At 57.2% G+C, this 17,044-nt stretch carries 12 protein-coding genes; 8 read left to right on the top strand and 4 right to left on the bottom strand.

The annotated features are described in order from the left end of the window. Nucleotides 1-17: 17 nt before the first annotated feature. Nucleotides 18-509, bottom strand: a complete 492-nt coding sequence (locus ACWPW2_RS09310; protein ID WP_454122601.1) for a GNAT family N-acetyltransferase — start codon at nt 507-509, stop codon at nt 18-20. Between the two features lie 167 nt (nt 510-676). Here ACWPW2_RS09310 and ACWPW2_RS09305 point away from each other — a divergent pair, with 167 nt between their 5' ends. Beyond that, nucleotides 677-1,498, top strand: a complete 822-nt coding sequence (locus tag ACWPW2_RS09305) for an alpha/beta fold hydrolase (protein ID WP_454122599.1) — start codon at nt 677-679, stop codon at nt 1,496-1,498. A gap of 183 nt (nt 1,499-1,681) precedes the next feature. On the opposite strand, the gene ACWPW2_RS09300 is transcribed toward ACWPW2_RS09305, so the two are convergent. From ACWPW2_RS09300 to ACWPW2_RS09290, 3 genes are all read right to left on the bottom strand, one after another. After that, the gene (locus ACWPW2_RS09300; protein WP_454122597.1) at nt 1,682-3,460 is read right to left on the bottom strand and encodes a thiamine pyrophosphate-requiring protein; all 1,779 of its coding nucleotides are present in this window, start codon (nt 3,458-3,460) and stop codon (nt 1,682-1,684) included. A gap of 197 nt (nt 3,461-3,657) precedes the next feature. Continuing rightward, a complete protein-coding gene (locus ACWPW2_RS09295; protein ID WP_023478668.1) occupies nt 3,658-5,208 on the bottom strand; it encodes a sensor domain-containing diguanylate cyclase in 1,551 nt (516 codons plus the stop codon). Between the two features lie 86 nt (nt 5,209-5,294). After that, nucleotides 5,295-6,527: a diguanylate phosphodiesterase gene (locus ACWPW2_RS09290; RefSeq protein WP_454122595.1), complete on the bottom strand. Its 1,233-nt coding sequence runs from the start codon at nt 6,525-6,527 to the stop codon at nt 5,295-5,297. Between the two features lie 478 nt (nt 6,528-7,005). Here ACWPW2_RS09290 and ACWPW2_RS09285 point away from each other — a divergent pair, with 478 nt between their 5' ends. The 7 genes from ACWPW2_RS09285 to ACWPW2_RS09255 all read left to right on the top strand — a co-directional run bounded on the left by ACWPW2_RS09285 (nt 7,006) and on the right by ACWPW2_RS09255 (nt 17,042). Then, the gene (locus ACWPW2_RS09285) at nt 7,006-8,544 is read left to right on the top strand and encodes a methyl-accepting chemotaxis protein (protein WP_454122593.1); all 1,539 of its coding nucleotides are present in this window, start codon (nt 7,006-7,008) and stop codon (nt 8,542-8,544) included. A gap of 54 nt (nt 8,545-8,598) precedes the next feature. Then, entirely contained in the window at nt 8,599-9,675 is a 1,077-nt protein-coding gene (locus tag ACWPW2_RS09280; protein WP_454122591.1) for a mannuronate-specific alginate lyase, read from the top strand. Nucleotides 9,676-9,854: 179 nt separating this feature from the next. Further along, nucleotides 9,855-9,992, top strand: coding sequence for a stationary-phase-induced ribosome-associated protein (gene sra / locus ACWPW2_RS09275; protein ID WP_023478646.1), 138 nt, complete (start codon nt 9,855-9,857; stop codon nt 9,990-9,992). 258 nt (nt 9,993-10,250) lie between these two features. After that, nucleotides 10,251-11,954 (top strand): NAD-dependent malic enzyme, encoded by a 1,704-nt coding sequence (locus tag ACWPW2_RS09270; protein WP_023478914.1) that lies wholly within the window; start codon nt 10,251-10,253, stop codon nt 11,952-11,954. 306 nt (nt 11,955-12,260) lie between these two features. Next, nucleotides 12,261-13,970 carry an ABC-F family ATP-binding cassette domain-containing protein gene (locus tag ACWPW2_RS09265; protein WP_454122589.1) on the top strand — a complete coding sequence of 570 codons (1,710 nt, stop codon included), beginning with the start codon at nt 12,261-12,263 and terminating at the stop codon, nt 13,968-13,970. Nucleotides 13,971-14,238: 268 nt separating this feature from the next. Beyond that, nucleotides 14,239-15,249: an alcohol dehydrogenase AdhP gene (gene adhP, locus ACWPW2_RS09260; RefSeq protein ID WP_454122587.1), complete on the top strand. Its 1,011-nt coding sequence runs from the start codon at nt 14,239-14,241 to the stop codon at nt 15,247-15,249. Between the two features lie 170 nt (nt 15,250-15,419). Further along, nucleotides 15,420-17,042 carry a TIGR04028 family ABC transporter substrate-binding protein gene (locus ACWPW2_RS09255; RefSeq protein WP_313354043.1) on the top strand — a complete coding sequence of 541 codons (1,623 nt, stop codon included), beginning with the start codon at nt 15,420-15,422 and terminating at the stop codon, nt 17,040-17,042. Nucleotides 17,043-17,044: the final 2 nt, after the last annotated feature.

Here is a 17,044-nt window from a genome sequence, read left to right as displayed (position 1 = left end):
CGCCCCTTTTTTCCCTCTTATGCCTTACACGAGGTTTCAGCCAAATCGCAGATCATATCAATGCACTTCAGATCCGCTCCCGCCAGCTTCGAGTGGTAAACGCTCTCCCGCACTACTTTAAACCCACGTTTTTGATAGAAGCTGCAAGCATTGGGCGTTGCCTCAAGCGTCAGACGGCTAAAGCCACGTCTGAGCGCCTCCTGTTTCAGAGTATTCACGATGCGCGTCGCCAGCCCGCGGCCTTCCCACTCCGGCAGGGTAAAAATCGCCTCGATGCTGCCAGTGGCAATATCAAGAAAGCCGGTCGCCACCGGCTGCCCCGCGTCAGATAGCGCGACATAAAAGGGGTTTTCGTTAATCATCGCTACCTGCCCCTGCGGCATCTCCTCCGGCGTCCAGGCAGCAATAACCTCATCGGCGTAGACCCCCTTGCAGCCATGGCGGATCGCCGCATTGCGAACGCGCCAGATAGCCGGTGCTTCATTGGCTTGTGCCAGCCTGATCTCCATCCTCTCTCCTTACGTATTCTCCGATTCCATCCGCATGCTCTGCACGCGCGCGATGGGCTGCTACAGTTTTACGGTAGTGATTCGAAACGCGAGGCGCATCTGCCGCGATACGAACATTAATGAATAACCAGCAAGAATGTGTCACCACTCAACGATGAGGTAAGGCAATGAGTACTATCAAAACGCAAGATGGAACGCAGATCTACTACAAAGATTGGGGTTCAGGTAAACCGGTGCTGTTCAGCCACGGCTGGCCGCTCGATGGTGATATGTGGGACAGCCAGCTCAACTTCCTCGCCGAGCGCGGTTACCGGGTTATCGCCTTTGACCGTCGCGGCTTTGGCCGTTCTGAGCAGCCGTGGAACGGCTATGACTACGATACTTTTGCCTCCGACATCAACGATCTGATCACCGCACTGGATCTGCACGATGTCACACTGGTCGGCTTCTCCATGGGTGGCGGCGATGTGGCGCGCTACATTGGCCGTTATGGCACCTCGCGCGTGGCAGGCCTGGCACTGTTGGGCGCCGTCACCCCTATTTTTGGCAAAACGGACGACCATCCAGAAGGCGTCGACAAGAGCGTGTTTGATGAGATCAAAGCGGGTCTGCGTAAAGATCGCGCGCAGTTTATCAGTGATTTCGCTACCCCATTTTATGGGCTTAACGCCGGGCAGAAGGTCTCTGATGGCGTACTGACGCAGACCCTGAATATCGCCCTGCTGGCGTCGCTGAAAGGGACAATTGATTGCGTCACCGCGTTCTCAGAAACCGACTTCCGCGAAGACATTAAAAAAGTGGATGTGCCGACGCTGGTGATTCATGGCAGCAATGACCAGGTGGTGCCGTTCGAAGCGACCGGTAAGCTCTCAGCCGAGATGATCCCCGGCGCCGAATTGAAGGTTTACGACAACGGCCCGCACGGCTTTGCCGTTACCCACCAGGATCAGCTTAACAACGATCTGCTGGCGTTCTTGCAGAAGGTTTGAGTTACACACTCCGTAGGCCTGATAAGACGAAGTCGCCATCAGGCATTGCTTGCCGGGTGGCGCTGCGCTTACCCGGCCTACAACACCGCGTAGGCCTGATAAGGCGGAGCCGCCATCAGGCACTGCTTGCCGGATAGCAATCTGACAAAAGCCCGGCGACATCATTGTCACCGGGCTTTCTCGTTACTTCTTATGGAACAACTGACTGGCGGTATCGCTGATCACCTGCACCGCGCCGCGATCCCCTTTCGCCATCGAGGCCATAAAGGCTTTCGCTTGCTTAAAGGTAATATGCGGCGGCAACGGTGCCACTTCCGGGTCCGTCTTCACCTCCAGCACCACCGGGCGGTCGGACTGCAACGCCTGCTGCCAGGCGGTTGAGAGCGCATCCGGGTTATCAACAAAAATCCCGCCCAACCCCAGCGATTGGGCAAACTCGGCATAACGCACATCCGGCAGCTGCTGAGTCGCTTCAAAGCGTGGATTACCCTCCATTACCCGCTGCTCCCAGGTCACCTGGTTGAGATCCTGATTATTGAAGACGCAAATCACCAGCCGCGGGTTCGCCCACTGCTGCCAGTACTTCTGAATGGTAATCAGCTCTGCCATATTGTTCATCTGCATTGCCCCATCACCCACCAGCGCGACAACCACCTTCTCCGGTGCGGCAAATTTCGCTGCAATCGCATATGGCACAGCAGCACCCATACAGGCAAGCCCGCCGGAGAGCGACGCGCGCTGCCCCTGCTTAACGCGGTAATCGCGGGCAAACCAGTTGGCGCAGGAACCGGAATCGGAAGTGACTATCGCGTCATCTGGCAGCAGCGGAGACATCTCCCACACCACGCGCTGCGGGTTAACCGGGTTCGCCGGTGCCATCGCACGCTGCTCCATCAGCTCCCACCAGCTCTGCACATTTTTAGCAATCGACTCCTGCCAGCTGCGGTCGGTTTTCTGCTCCAGCAGCGGCAGCAAGGCGCGTAACGTCTCTGCCGAATCGCCGTGAAGATTCACTTCGCAGGGGTAACGCAGGCCCAGCATCGCCGGGTCGATATCAATCTGCACGGCGCGGGCGCTGCCTTCCGCTGGCAAAAATTCGGTCCACGGAAAACCGCTGCCAATCATCAGCAGCGTGTCGCACTCCTGCATCAGTTTCCAGGAGGGTTCGGTGCCGAGCAGGCCAATCGAGCCGGTAACAAACGGCGCATCGTCGGGAAGGACATCTTTACCGAGCAGCGCTTTCGCCACGCCGGCACCCAGCACATTCGCCGCCTGCACCACTTCCACCGCCGCATTGCGCGCGCCTGCACCAATCAGGATCGCCACTTTTTTACCGGCATTCAGCACGTCAGCGGCGCGTTGCAGATCGACCTGATGAGGAATAACGCGCGGGCGCTGATAGCCCGAGCCGGAGTGGGTAAAGCCGTGGGCATGCTGCGGAGCCTGCCAGGGTTCGTCCTGCACATCTTTCGGGATAATGAGTACCCCGACGCCATTCTGCGCCATCGCCACGCGCACACCGCGATCCACCAGATGACGCACCTGGGCAGGCGTTGCCGCCTCCTGGACAAAGTTGGCGACATCAGAGAAGACGCGATCGAGGTTCATCTCCTGCTGATAGCTCGCCCCGCGCGCGGTAGTCTCTGCCTGGCCGGCAATCGCCAGCACCGGGGCGTGATCCATCTTCGCATCGTAGAGACCGGTCAGCATATGGGTCGCCCCCGGGCCGCCGGTTGAGAGACAGACGCCCAGTTCGCCGGTAAATTTGGCATGGCCAACCGCCATAAACGCCGCCATCTCTTCATGGCGAACCTGGATAAACTCAATGCCGTCGCCGGATTTATTCGCGCGCTGAATTGCCCCGAGCACGCCGTTGATGCCATCTCCCGGGTAACCATAAATGCGTGTAACGCCCCACTCTTTCAGGCGCTGAACGAAGAAATCGCTGGTTTTCATGCTCATCGTGCTCTCTCCTTGCAGCTTCATTAGAAACATTAAGGGTAGTCGATGATGATGCAGGTATTGGATTTGGTCGTCCCAGGCCGGGTAAGCATCGCGCCACCCGGCAGAATGCCTGATGGCGACTTCGTCTTATCAGGCCTACGGGAATTTGCAGTCCCAGGCCGGGTAAGCGCAGCGCCACCCGGCAAGGCCAGATATCAGGAAGCGGACAGCGCCCGGTCGCGCCCGTCGATTTTCGCCTGGTAGAGCGCCTTATCCGCCCCCTCTTTCAGGCGAATGGCGTCATCATAATTTTGGTCGGCAACCAGGCTATAACACCCGGCGCTGATGGTCACAATGCTCTGCTGCGCGCTGGTCTTAACGTGCGGGATCTGCGCATTGCGCACCGCGGTCACCGCCTGACGGGCAACAAACAGCGCCGCTTCAGGCCCGGTATCCGGCAGAACAATGGCAAACTCCTCGCCACCGTAACGGGCAATCAAATCATTCGGCCTGAGTTTCAGCTTTTGCAGGATCTCACCCACCATCCGCAGACAGTTATCCCCGGCAACATGGCCGTAAAAATCGTTATAGCGCTTAAAGTAGTCGATATCGATCATGATCAGCGCCACCGGTTTTTGCGTCAGCGCAGAGGCCTTCAGGCTTTTATTTAAAAAGAGATCGAACTGGCGACGGTTCGCCAGCCCGGTCAGGCCATCGGCCAGCGCCATCAGTTGCAGCGTATGGTTAATACTGGTCAGCTCATCACGCAGCACCGCAAGCTCGGTCTGATTTCGCACGTTGAGCCGCACCTGGCGAAAAATAATCGACCCCATTAACAGAGTGCCAAGCAGCAGCATACCGTTAAGCACCAGATCCGGCAGGCTCTCCTGCAACCACCTGTTCCACAGCGCCGGTCTGTCGTAACCGGCAGCGACCACCAGCGGATAGCGCTCAAGCCGGGCAAAGCCGTAAGTGCGTTCAACGTGATCGAGCGCGGAGATCCAGGTACCGTTACCGCGATCTTTACGCGCCAGCTCCCGCGTAAAGAGCGGGCTGGCAGAGAGATTGCGGTTGATGATCTCGTCACCATAGGGGCGCACATAGAGCGCGGTGCCGTCAATATTCAGCAGCGCCAGCATGTCGCGGTTACCTAGTTCGAAGTAGGCATAAAAATGGCGGAAATAGTCGATTCTTACCGTTGCCAGCAGGATGCCTTCAAAGCCGCCCGCTTTGTCGCTGATGCGTAATGACACCGGGATCACTAAATCGCCGGTTGTGCGGCTACGGATCACATGACCAATGTGGACGCTACCGTGACCATTACGGCGGTGATAGATGAAATATTCACGGTCGCTGTTGTTCGACATCACCGGGATTTTGCCAAACGACGTCGATTTCATATTGCCCTGTGCGTCATAGACCATCAGGCCATGCAGCTGCGGCAGGCGGGATTTCAGATCGGCGAGATAGATATCAAACTGTGGTGCATTGATCTGGTCAACGTTCTCGACCGGCAGATTACGGCGAATGTCGCGCAGCACCAGCTCCGCCTGAAGAAAGGTATCTTCCGCTTGCCGCGCCTGCGAGATCGACAGGTTAACCGCATCACGCTCGATATCCTCGACCGCGCGCTCCCAGGAGCGGGTCAGCGTCCAGGTGGTGGTCGCCACTCCGGCCAGCAGCAATGCCACGATAAAAAAAGTGATACTGCGCCCCAGCGAAGATTCGAGAGCCAGTTTCCGTGCGAGCTGCTTTCTAAATTTCATCCACGCTCCTTTTGTCACATCCACTGTCGATACGTTAAGCATAGAAGCACGATGATCCATAAGCCAAACCGGTTAAGCGGTTCGTGCTATGAAGGTTTCTTGTTAACAGGAATACGCTCAGGCCAGTTAATCGCCGGGACGCCATTTAACATCGGGCGGGCAAACAGGAAGCCCTGAAAACGCTCGACGCCAACGGCTTCAAGCCAGCACCACTCTTCCACCTTCTCCACCCCTTCTGCGACAACGCTAATTTGCAGCTCGGCGCAGCACTCGAGAATGGCTTTAACAATCGCCTGTTTCGGGCCATGAAGATGAATATCGGTAACGATAGTGCGGTCGATTTTCAGCTTATCGGGCTGAAACTTCGCCAGCAGCGACAGGCCGGCGAACCCAGAACCGAAGTCATCAATCGCCAGGCCAATCCCCGCTGCACGCAGCTGGCGGATCGCCCAGGTGAACTCGTCATAGCTGGAGATCACCTCATCTTCCGTCACTTCGACAATAATCTGCCCGGGGCTGAGCTTATTACTTGCAATGTGCCCAAGGAGCATATCCACCGCGCCCGGGATCTTGACCAGCGACATCGGCAGCAGGTTAAGGGCGATTTTGTGATTGCCGATGCCAATACGACGCGCCATTGCCAGCGCCCACGCTTTGGAGGCGAGGTCCGCTTCGTGCAGTTTCTCCGGTGCAATGGTCGCGAAATAGTCCTGCGGGCTGCCGCCGTCCGGCCCGCGGATCAGTGCTTCCAGCGAGGAGATTTTGCCGCGCAGTGGTTCGATAATCGGCTGAAAGGCAAACTGACAGGGCTGCCCCTCAAGCATGGGCAGCGTCTCCTGGCTAAACGGCGAGGCTTTGCGGGTAAAGCGCCACTCGTCGGGCGAAGTATTGCGCACCCCGCCGTTGTTATTGGCAGAAGAGATAAAATTGCGGATAAATTTGTAGGCCCGATCGCTGCTCGCCTGGTTGTAGCGCACCATGCCAAAGCGCAGGACGGCGCGTAACACCGCCGCAGGTTGCACCGTTCGCAGATCAAACAGCACCATGCCGCGATCGACAAAGCGGCGGCGCGGCGCAAAGTCCCGCAGCAGTTCGACGATATTACCGTGGCGAATATCGTTGTTGATGCGCTCAAAAACGCTGTTAACCGACTCCAGCGGTCCTTCAAGAACCTGCAAAAAGTACTCGCCGTCGAACAATAAGATACCCGTCACCTGCAACGTTGCGTTGCTGTGGTTTGCTCGCTCGACAATAGCAGTCAGTTGAGAGGGGATTAATGCCCGATTCAGTCGGCTACGGTATATCAAAGTCGCTAACACGCGATGCTACCCTCAAAATGCCCACAAAGAACCCGAATGGATGATGCCATCGCGGGAGTCTAGCAATAGTCTGCCCATCCCGTTGGCTGAACAGAGGCCAATCTGTTAGCGTGATCGCAGATTAAAGTGACTTTATGGTACACATTCCTTCACGCACCCTTCGCAGCCCAATGTTAAGACCTCCTTTTCGCCGCTGCGTTTTTTTGTCCCCTTCCTACATCGCCAGCTATCAATTTGGCTTAAGGATTTACTTAATGCTAGCTGATATTTCGCAGCGCATTTTTATTTTTCAAAATAATAACAATTATGATCATCACTCGTTAAGCGCCACTTAAAAAATAATTAACCCAACCGCTTTTCGTGTCGCACAACTTCATGGAAAATGACGGAGTAAAACAATAACGGTATTCCCGTAAGAAAAATGAAAATGCTATTTGCGCTTGCGACAATAACTGGCGCGATCCAGCGTGGGATTATTATGAAACTCAACACACCCGTTACACAAAATGAATATTTGCTTAACGAAGGCTCGACATTATTGTCGACGACCGATACGCAGAGCCATATTACTTATGCCAATACGGCTTTTATTGAGGCCAGCGGTTTTACAGAAGAGCAGCTGAAAGGTCAGCCACACAATATTATTCGCCATCCGGACATGCCGCCCGCCGCCTTCGGCGATATGTGGTTTACCCTGCAGCAAGGCGACAGCTGGACCGGGATCGTCAAGAACCGCCGTCAAAATGGCGATCACTACTGGGTGCGCGCCAACGTCACGCCGGTCTACCAGCACGGGAAATTAACCGGCTATATTTCGGTGCGTAATATTCCGGCACGCGAGGAGATTGACGCCAGTGCGGCGCTTTATCAGCGTGTTAATGAAAATAAAATTAAAGGTTATAAATTTTATAAAGGACTACTGGTTCATCGCGGTTTACTTTCATTTTTATCTTTATTTCAGCGCATCAGCGCCGCCGGGCGCATTTATTTGTGCGCTATCACCGCTGCTGCCCTGTTAGTGGTATTGCAATTCCTCTCCCTTAATGCCGTAGAAAAATCCGCAGCGGTGTTAATTATTTTTTCCCTGCTCACGCTCTTTTTGCAGCAGCAATTTTCCCGACCGCTGAAAATTGTGCTCGCGCAAATGCAGCGCGTGGTTTCCGGGCGTAAAGCCGATTACCAGCACTTTAATCGCGTCGATGAAATTGGGCTTCTGATGCGCCTGGTTAATCAGTCCGGGCTTAATCTCAATTCGCTGGTCGGCGATGTCTCGGCGCAAATTGCGGGTATTCGCGAAGTTAGCGAGCAGATCGCCCGCGAAGGCGACGCGCTGCACAGCCGCACGGCAGAAACCTCCGCCGACCTGCACCAGACGGCAGCGGCGGTAGAGGAGATTGCCAGCGCGGTGAAACAGACGGCGGAAACGGCGGCAGAGGCCATGAGCCGGGCGGACGAAACCAGTGCCAGCGCCGTGAAGAGCGGAGAAGCAATGAAACAGGCGATCGCGACGATGCAGGCGGTCTCGGCAGATAACAGCAAGATCGTCGACATTATCGGCGTCATCGACAGCATTGCTTTCCAGACCAATATCCTCGCTCTCAACGCTGCGGTGGAAGCCGCACGCGCCGGTGAGGCGGGCCGCGGGTTTGCCGTGGTAGCCGCCGAGGTGCGTAACCTGGCCCAGCACTCCGCCTCGGCGGCGCGGCAGATCCAGACGCTGATTGAACTCAACGTGGCAAACGTTAAAAGCGGCGTCGGTATGGTCGCCAGCACGGAGAGCCACCTGACGGCGATGATCGACAATGTCGTTACCATGTCGTCGATGATTAAAGAGATCGGCACCGCCACCCATGAACAGACGCTGGCGCTGGCGCTGATTAACGATTCGGTCTCCCGCGTGGGCGGCATGACGCAAAACAACAGCGGCATGGTTGACCATGTCACCCAGGCGGCGGAAAACCTCTCTGCACGCGCCGCGCGCCTGCAGCGTGCGGTGCATGTGTTTGGCGGCAGCTGAAAAACAAACGACCATGCTATAGTCCCCCCTCCAGTAGCGGAAGGAGAACGTAGCATGGTGTTTCTGCGCGCAGGGCTGATCTTAATCCTCTTTACCGCGGCAACGCTCGCCGCCCCTCTTGTCCCGCCCGCAGGCTTTACGCAGCCTCCGGCAACGCACGCGCTGGCTAAAGCCTTCTCCTGCCCCGACGCGCCGCCGCCTTTTACCGGTGCGCTCGACTTTCGCAGTAAATATGAAGGCTCAGACAGCGCCCGCGCCACGATCAATCCGCAGGCGGAAGCGGCGTTCCATCAGCAAACCCGTGCCATCGCGGATATGGAAAAATTTGTCAGCGCGCAAATCACGGCCTGGCACCGTAGCGGCGATGCGCGTGATGTCACCTGTGTTGTCACCGCGCTCAATCGTTGGGCAACGGCCGGGGCGCTGCTCGGCGAGGCGCGAAACCACACCGGCAAATCGATGCGCAAATGGGCGCTGGCCACCTTCTCATCAAACTGGATTCAACTGCAATTTTCAGCGAGCCATCCGCTGAACGCCTGGCCCGCGCAGACGCAAAATATCACCCGCTGGCTGGGCGAAATGGGGGAGTTAACCGCCAGCGAGTGGCAGGGTTTGCCGCTTAGCAAGGTGAATAACCACAGCTACTGGGCGGCCTGGGCATTAATGGCTACCTCGGTGGCAACCGGGCGGCAGGATCTCTTTGACCAGTCACTGGCGATCTACCGCACCGCCATGCAGCAGATTGATGCCGACGGTTTCCTGCCTAATGAACTGCGCCGCCGCCAGCGGGCGCTGGCCTATCACAACTACGCCCTGCAACCGCTGGTGATGATCGCCCTTTTCACCCGCGCCAATGGCGTCGATATGCATCAGGAGAATAAGGCTGCGTTACAGCGGCTTGCCACGCAGGTAATTGCCGGGCTGGATAACCCGCAGCCCTTTACCGACAGAAGCGGTGTCGGGCAGGATATGGCCTTTTTGCAGCAGCCGACAAATCTCGCCTGGCTCGAGGCCTGGTGCCAGATCTCAACCTGCGATAACGATTTACGCACGCGGCTGGCCAGCCTGCGACCACTGCAAAACAGGCGTCTCGGTGGTCCGCTGACGCTGTTACTCGGACCAAAAGCGTGATGCGGCGCACAGGTCAGCGAGACTGTTCTTAAAAGTGCCCGCCAGGGTTGAGATTTACGCAACGATAGCCGAGGATAATCTTTCGGTATGGAAACATACCTTGCAATGATGTGATTGTATTTCGCCCGGCCATTTACCGGGCTTGTCCTTGAAACACGCAACTGGATTAAGGAGTAAGCATGAAATCGAACCGTCAGGCACGTCATCTTATGGGACTGGATTACAAAGTGTCGAACACCCGTAAGGTTGTCACCAAAGACAACAACGAGGAGACCGTTGTCTCCCACCGCTCCGGCCGTCATCGCCGCGCGGGTTAAGACCCACTCCCACACCACCCTGCGGGGTGGTGTTTATCCCAGCTTTGCTTCGCGCTACTCCCTCTTCTGTTTTATGCCCCCAGCATCACATTTCAGCTACCCACACGCCGCTTACCAGGAAAGTTGATAAAAATTCAATCAACGAATAGGTCAATCGGGAAGTATTTGCTCATTCAATGCTTTATAATTGCGCCCGCCGCTGTACCCGCGTGCGACCTCACCCCCCGTGCGCGCGTTCGTTTCTCAAGGAGCTGTTAGATGAATGCCAAACATAATAAGAATCGGTCACTGTATATCCCCTACGCAGGACCCGTGTTGCTCGAGTTTCCCCTGCTGAACAAAGGTAGCGCCTTCAGCGTTGAAGAGCGCAGCAGTTTCAACCTGCTGGGCCTGCTGCCGGAAGTGGTGGAAACCATTGAAGAGCAAGCCGAGCGAGCCTGGTTGCAGTATCAGGGCTTCAAGACCGATATCGATAAACACATTTACCTGCGTAACATTCAGGACACCAACGAAACCCTCTTCTACCGCCTCGTCGAAAATCATCTTGAAGAGATGATGCCGGTGATCTACACCCCGACGGTCGGCTGGGCGTGCGAACGCTTCTCAGATATCTACCGCCGCGCGCGCGGTGTGTTCATCTCCTGGCAAAACCGCGGCAGCATGGATGACATCCTGCAAAACGTGCCGAACCACAATATCAAAGTGATTGTTGTCACCGATGGCGAGCGCATCCTCGGCCTCGGCGACCAGGGCATAGGCGGGATGGGAATTCCTATCGGTAAGCTGTCGCTCTACACCTCCTGCGGCGGCATCAGCCCGGCTTACACCCTGCCGGTGGTGCTGGATGTCGGCACCAACAACCAGCAGTTGCTCAACGATCCGCTCTATATGGGCTCCCGCCATCCGCGCATTACCGGCGATGAGTACTATGCCTTTGTGGATGAGTTCATCCAGGCCGTGAAACAGCGCTGGCCGGACGTGCTGTTGCAGTTCGAAGATTTCGCCCAGAAAAACGCCATGCCGCTGCTGAACCGCTACCGGGATGAGATCTGCTCCTTTAACGATGACATTCAGGGCACGGCAGCCGTCACCGTCGGTACGCTGATTGCCGCCAGCCGCGCGGCGGGCAGCCAGCTCAGCGATCAGAAAATTGTCTTCCTCGGGGCCGGTTCCGCTGGCTGCGGTATCGCCGAGCAGATCATCGCTCAGACCCAGCGTGAAGGCCTCAGCGAAGAGGCTGCCCGCCAGAAAGTCTTTATGGTTGACCGTTTCGGCCTGCTGACCGACGGCATGCCGAACCTGCTGCCGTTCCAGACCGGATTAGTCCAGAAGCGCGAGAACCTGCAAAACTGGGATATCAACGTGCAGAACGAAGCGATCTCCCTGCTTGATGTGGTGCGCAACGTGAAGCCGGATATCCTGATCGGCGTCTCCGGCCAGACCGGGCTGTTCACGGAAGAGATCATCCGTGAGATGCATAAACACTGCCCGCGCCCGATCGTAATGCCGCTCTCTAACCCGACCTCACGTGTGGAAGCGACACCGCAGGACATCATCAGCTGGACCAACGGCATGGCGCTGGTTGCCACCGGTAGCCCGTTTGCCCCGGTGCAGTGGCAGGATAAAGTCTTCCCGATTGCCCAGTGCAACAACGCCTATATCTTCCCGGGCATTGGCCTTGGTGTGATCTCCTCCGGCGCGTCGCGTATCACTGACGATATGCTGATGGCGGCAAGTGAGACGCTGGCCGAGTACTCGCCGCTGCTGCTTAACGGCGAAGGGCTGGTGCTGCCGGAGCTGAAGGATATTCAGGTGGTGTCGCGCGCGATTGCCTTTGCCGTTGGCAAAATGGCGCAGCAGCAAGGCGTGGCGGTGAAAACCTCCCCTGAAGCGCTGAAGCAGGCCATTGATGACAACTTCTGGGAGCCGCAGTACCGCAACTATCGCCGTACTTCGATTTAACTCTCCCCGCAACCCGGAGCACGCTGCTCCGGGTTTTTTGTTGCTGGTAAATCATTCACTTCCTCGCTAAACTCCTTTTTACCCATCAACTTACTGAATATAAAAAAGGAGGCTACCTATGCTGTATTGTGAATTGTTTGACTATTCACATGCATTTGGCGATCGCGCCAGCTCAAGCGTTACCGGTATCGTGCTGCGATAACCTCCGCTTGAGCGAAGCATAACTCTCCCTTCCCTCGGGCTTACCGGGTTGTCGTCAGCGATGTTTGACGAGGCGTTTTCACGCCTGTAACTCTTGAGTAAGCAATGAGCACACTACTATCTGCACAATCAATCCGTGTTGAGACCGCCTTCGGTCCGCTGTTTTCCGACCTCTCCTTTACCCTGAAAAAGGGCGATCGCCTCGGGCTTATTGGCGACAATGGCTGCGGCAAAAGTACCCTGCTGAAGGTGCTTGATGGCACCATCTCCCCGCTTTCCGGTATGGTGACACAGGCGCATCACTGCCTGCTGGCGCGCGTGGAGCAACATCTGCCCGATGAATTGCTGGCGATGACGCTGCTTGATGCGGTGCTGGCGCAGCTCCACTCTGCTGAACGGCAAACCCAGCGCTGGCGCGCTGAAACGCTGCTCGCCACCATGGGGCTGAACGAGCAGGAGATTGCCTTAACGGCGGCGACGCTGAGCGGCGGGCAACATACCCGCCTGCTGCTGGCGCGGGCGCTGATCCGCGAACCCGACCTGCTGTTACTGGATGAGCCGGGCAACCACCTCGATCTGCCCACTCTGCTGTGGCTGGAGCAGTTTCTGCAAAGCTGGTCCGGCAGTTTTGTGATGGTCTCTCATGACGCCGCGCTGCTGGATGCCGTCACCAACGGCACCTGGATCCTGCGCGACCACACGCTGCACGGTTTCGCCTTACCCTGCACTCTGGCACGAAAAGCGCTTGAGGAGCGGGATGAGAGCGATGCCCTGCGCCACAAAGCGGAGCAGAAGGAGATTGACCGCGTGACCGCCAGCGCCAAACGGCTGGCAACATGGGGTCGCGTCTACGACAACGAGGACCTGGCGCGTAAAGCAAAACAGATGGCACGCCAGGTGGATCGCCTGAAAGCGAGCCAGACGGCGCTGACCGACGGTAGCCAGTGGCGGCTGGCGCTGCATGGCGAACCCTTAGCGGCTGACCGCTTGCTGGAGATGGAGAACCTGGCGGTCTCCCCCGCGCCGGGGCTGCCTGCGCTGTTCCGCATCCCGCTTGCCCGCCTGAAAAGCGGCGATCGGGTGGCAGTGCTTGGGCGCAACGGCTGCGGGAAATCCTCCCTGCTGAGGCTTATCTGGCAGGTTTACCACCAGCCGGAACATGACGCCCTGCGCCTGCATCCGCGGTTGCATGCCGGATATTACGATCAGAGCCTGCACCAGTTGCCGGACGAGTCGACCCTGTTCGACGCACTGGAGCCTTTCGCCCCCGCACCGGGTGACAGGAAAATGGCCTTGATCAGCGCCGGGTTTGCCTTTCCTCGCCATGGCCAGCGCGTGGCAACACTCAGCGGCGGCGAGCGCTCGCGGCTGCTTTTTGTCGGGCTGTCGCTGGCGCGCTTTAACCTGCTGATGCTCGATGAGCCGACCAACCATCTTGATATGGCGGGCAAAGAGGCGCTGGCGCAGGCATTAACGCAATTCAGCGGCGGCGTGCTGCTGGTGAGCCACGACCGGCAGCTAATCAGCCAGAGCTGTAACCGTTTCTGGCTGGTGGAAGATGGCGAACTGAGCGAGTGGCATGACGCCGACGCGGTGTTTGGGCGTCTGCGTGAACGCGCTGGCTCGCCGGTTGCGGCGGTTGACGCGCAATCCCTCGAGGCTGCGGCACCAGATGATGATGACGCTTTGCTGGAGCGGCTTATCGATCTGGAAACGCGGCTGGAGGAGGATCTGGCGCGCAAAGAGAAGCATCAAAAACCGCAGTTGCAGGCGCAGTGGCGCGATGAGATTGCGCGTCTTCGCTTACTGTTGTAGCCGTTTTATCTCCTCTTCAAAGGCACCGTAAGGTGCCTTTTTTGCATATTCACTACACATGCAACACATCTATGCAGCACGTTTTGTAACCACGTTAACCGTCTGATTACCAACCATTTACCCTACCTGATATAAGGGTAATGGCGGCAAAGTATGTCATTCTGTTGCCAGACTATTGAATCCCTGACCTAAACCATTAACTCTTAAGGGGTATTGAGGGATGAGGCGATAGCGCTTCACCGTACTTTTGCCAGCAAGGAGATTAAAGATGAAAGCTGCCGTTGTTACTCAGGATCACCAGGTTGCTATTGCAGAGAAGACGCTGCGCCCGCTGAAACATGGCGAAGCGCTGCTGAAAATGGAGTGTTGCGGCGTATGCCACACCGATCTGCATGTTAAAAACGGTGATTTTGGCGACAAGACCGGGGTGATCCTCGGTCATGAAGGGATTGGCATCGTTACCGAGATCGCCGAAGGCGTCACCTCGCTGAAACCAGGCGATCGCGCCTCTGTTGCGTGGTTTTTCCAGGGCTGCGGCCACTGCGAATATTGCAACAGCGGCAATGAAACCCTGTGCCGCGAAGTGGTGAACGCTGGTTATACCGCCGATGGCGGCATGGCGCAGGAGTGCATTGTGGTAGCGGATTACGCGGTAAAAGTGCCGGACGGCCTTGGCTCTGCGGAAGCCAGCAGCATCACCTGCGCGGGTGTCACCACCTATAAAGCGGTGAAAGTGTCGCAGATTAAGCCGGGCCAGTGGATCGCGATTTATGGTCTGGGCGGCCTCGGCAACCTGGCGTTGCAGTATGCGAAAAATGTCTTTAATGCCAAAGTGATCGCCATTGATGTGAATGAAGAGCAGCTTAAGCTTGCCGCCAGCATGGGAGCCGATCTGACCATTAACTCGCGCAGCGAAGATGCGGCGAAAGTGGTGCAGGAGAAAACCGGCGGTGCACATGCGGCCGTGGTTACCGCCGTGGCGAAAGCGGCCTTCAACTCGGCGGTCGACGCCGTGCGCGCCGGTGGACGCGTGGTCGCCGTTGGTCTGCCGCCGGAAGCGATGAGCCTCGATATTCCGCGTCTGGTGCTGGACGGCATTCAGGTGGTGGGTTCGCTGGTCGGCACCCGTCAGGATCTTACCGAAGCATTCCAGTTCGCCGCCGAAGGGAAAGTGGTGCCGAAAGTGGCGCTGCGCCCGCTGGAAGATATCAACGCCATCTTTAAAGAGATGGAACAGGGCCAGATCCGTGGCCGTATGGTGATCGATTTACGTCATTGATCGCACACGGTGCAGGGTGTTCGCGCCCTGCACCGCTCTTGCGGCTTCAGCCCCATCCCGCTGTTTTGCGCTTTCCTGAAAAGCTTATCTCATTTCCTTTGTTCCCTTGTTCTGACGCTCCCCGGATGATGAAGGCGACGTTAAAACAAGAGATAACAAAGGAATTCACCATGCGCTTCCCTTTTCGTAGACCGCTGTTAGCGGCGTTGATCGCGGCTGCTCCGCTGCTGAGCCAGGCAGCGCAAACGCCGGTTAAAGGCGGCACGCTGATCTATCTTGAACAGCAGGCACACACCAACCTTTACCCCCCGGCAGGCGGTTTCTACCCGAATGGCGGCATCCTCAATCAAATTACCGACAAACTCACCTGGCAGAACCCCAAAACGCTGGAGGTGGAGCCGTGGATCGCCGAAAGCTGGAGCAGCAATGCCGACAAAACGGAGTACACCTTCAAAATTCGCCCCGGTGTGACCTTCTCCGATGGCACGCCGCTGGATGCAACAGCAGTGGCGAAAAACTTCGATACCTACGGGCTGGGGAATAAAGCGCAGCGCCTGCCGGTCTCAGAGGTGATCAACAACTACGACCACAGTGAAGTGATCGATGCGCATACCGTGAAGTTTTACTTCAAAAAACCCTCGCCGGGGTTCCTGCAGGGCACGGCGACCATCGGCTCCGGCCTGGTCTCCCTTAGCACACTGCAACGCAGCTTCGATTCGCTGGGCGATGCGCGGCATATTATTGGCTCCGGACCGTTTGTGGTCAGCGATGAGAAACTCGGCCGTGAAGTGACCCTCACGGCGCGTAAAGATTACCGCTGGGGGCCGAAAAATATCGCCCAGCAAGGCCCGGCCAATCTCGACGGCATAAAAATCATTGTCACGCCGGAAGATAGCGTGCGCATTGGCGCGCTGCTGGCAGGCCAGGCCGGGTTTATCCGCCAGGTTCAGGCCTACGACGAGAAGCAGGCCACCGACCAGGGCTTTACCATCTATGCAGCACCGACGCGCGGCGTCAATGACAGCCTCAGTTTCCGCCCGGACAACCCGCTGGTCGCCGACCTGCGTGTACGTCAGGCGCTACTGCATGCCACCAATGCGAAGCAGGTGGTTGAAACCCTCTTCTCCCGCAACTATCCGCAGGCCACCTCGGTGATCGCGGCCTCCGCCGCCGGGTATGTCAATCTCAGCGACAAACTGGCGTTTGATCCGGCAAAGGCTAACCAACTGCTTGATGAAGCAGGCTGGAAAACTGGCGCGGACGGCGTACGTGCAAAAGAGGGGCAGCGGCTGGCGCTGACGGTGTATGAGTCACTGCCGCAGCCGCAAAACAAAGAGGTGCTGCAACTGGTGGCGCAACAGTGGAAACAGGTCGGCGTGGCTCTGAGCGTAAAAGCAGGCGATGCTGGCAGCCGCACGCTGGATAACCTCGATCCGCTGAAAACACCATTAACCGTTTCTGAAGTGGGCCGTGCCGATCCGGACGTGGTGAAAAGTATGTTCTTCCCGGCCAACCGCGATGCGCTGCTGCAAAAAGGCGGCTCCAGCGACAAAGTGAAGAATTTCCGCGACGACCAGCTTAATGACAAGCTGACGGCGATTTCAGCCGAAGTAGACCCGCAAAAACGGCTGCAACTCACCGGCGATGCGCAGCGCTACCTGCTCGATAACGCCTATGTGATCCCTATCTTTGAAGAGCCGCAGGTGTTTGCCGGTGCGCCATCGGTGAAAGGCGTTGCCTTTGAAGCCGTCGGACGCCCCTCATTCTATGGCGCCTGGATCGAGAAAGAGTAAGG

Source organism: Kosakonia sp. Marseille-Q7440 (assembly GCF_965119485.1).
This window is presented reverse-complemented; position numbering and strand designations above follow the sequence as displayed.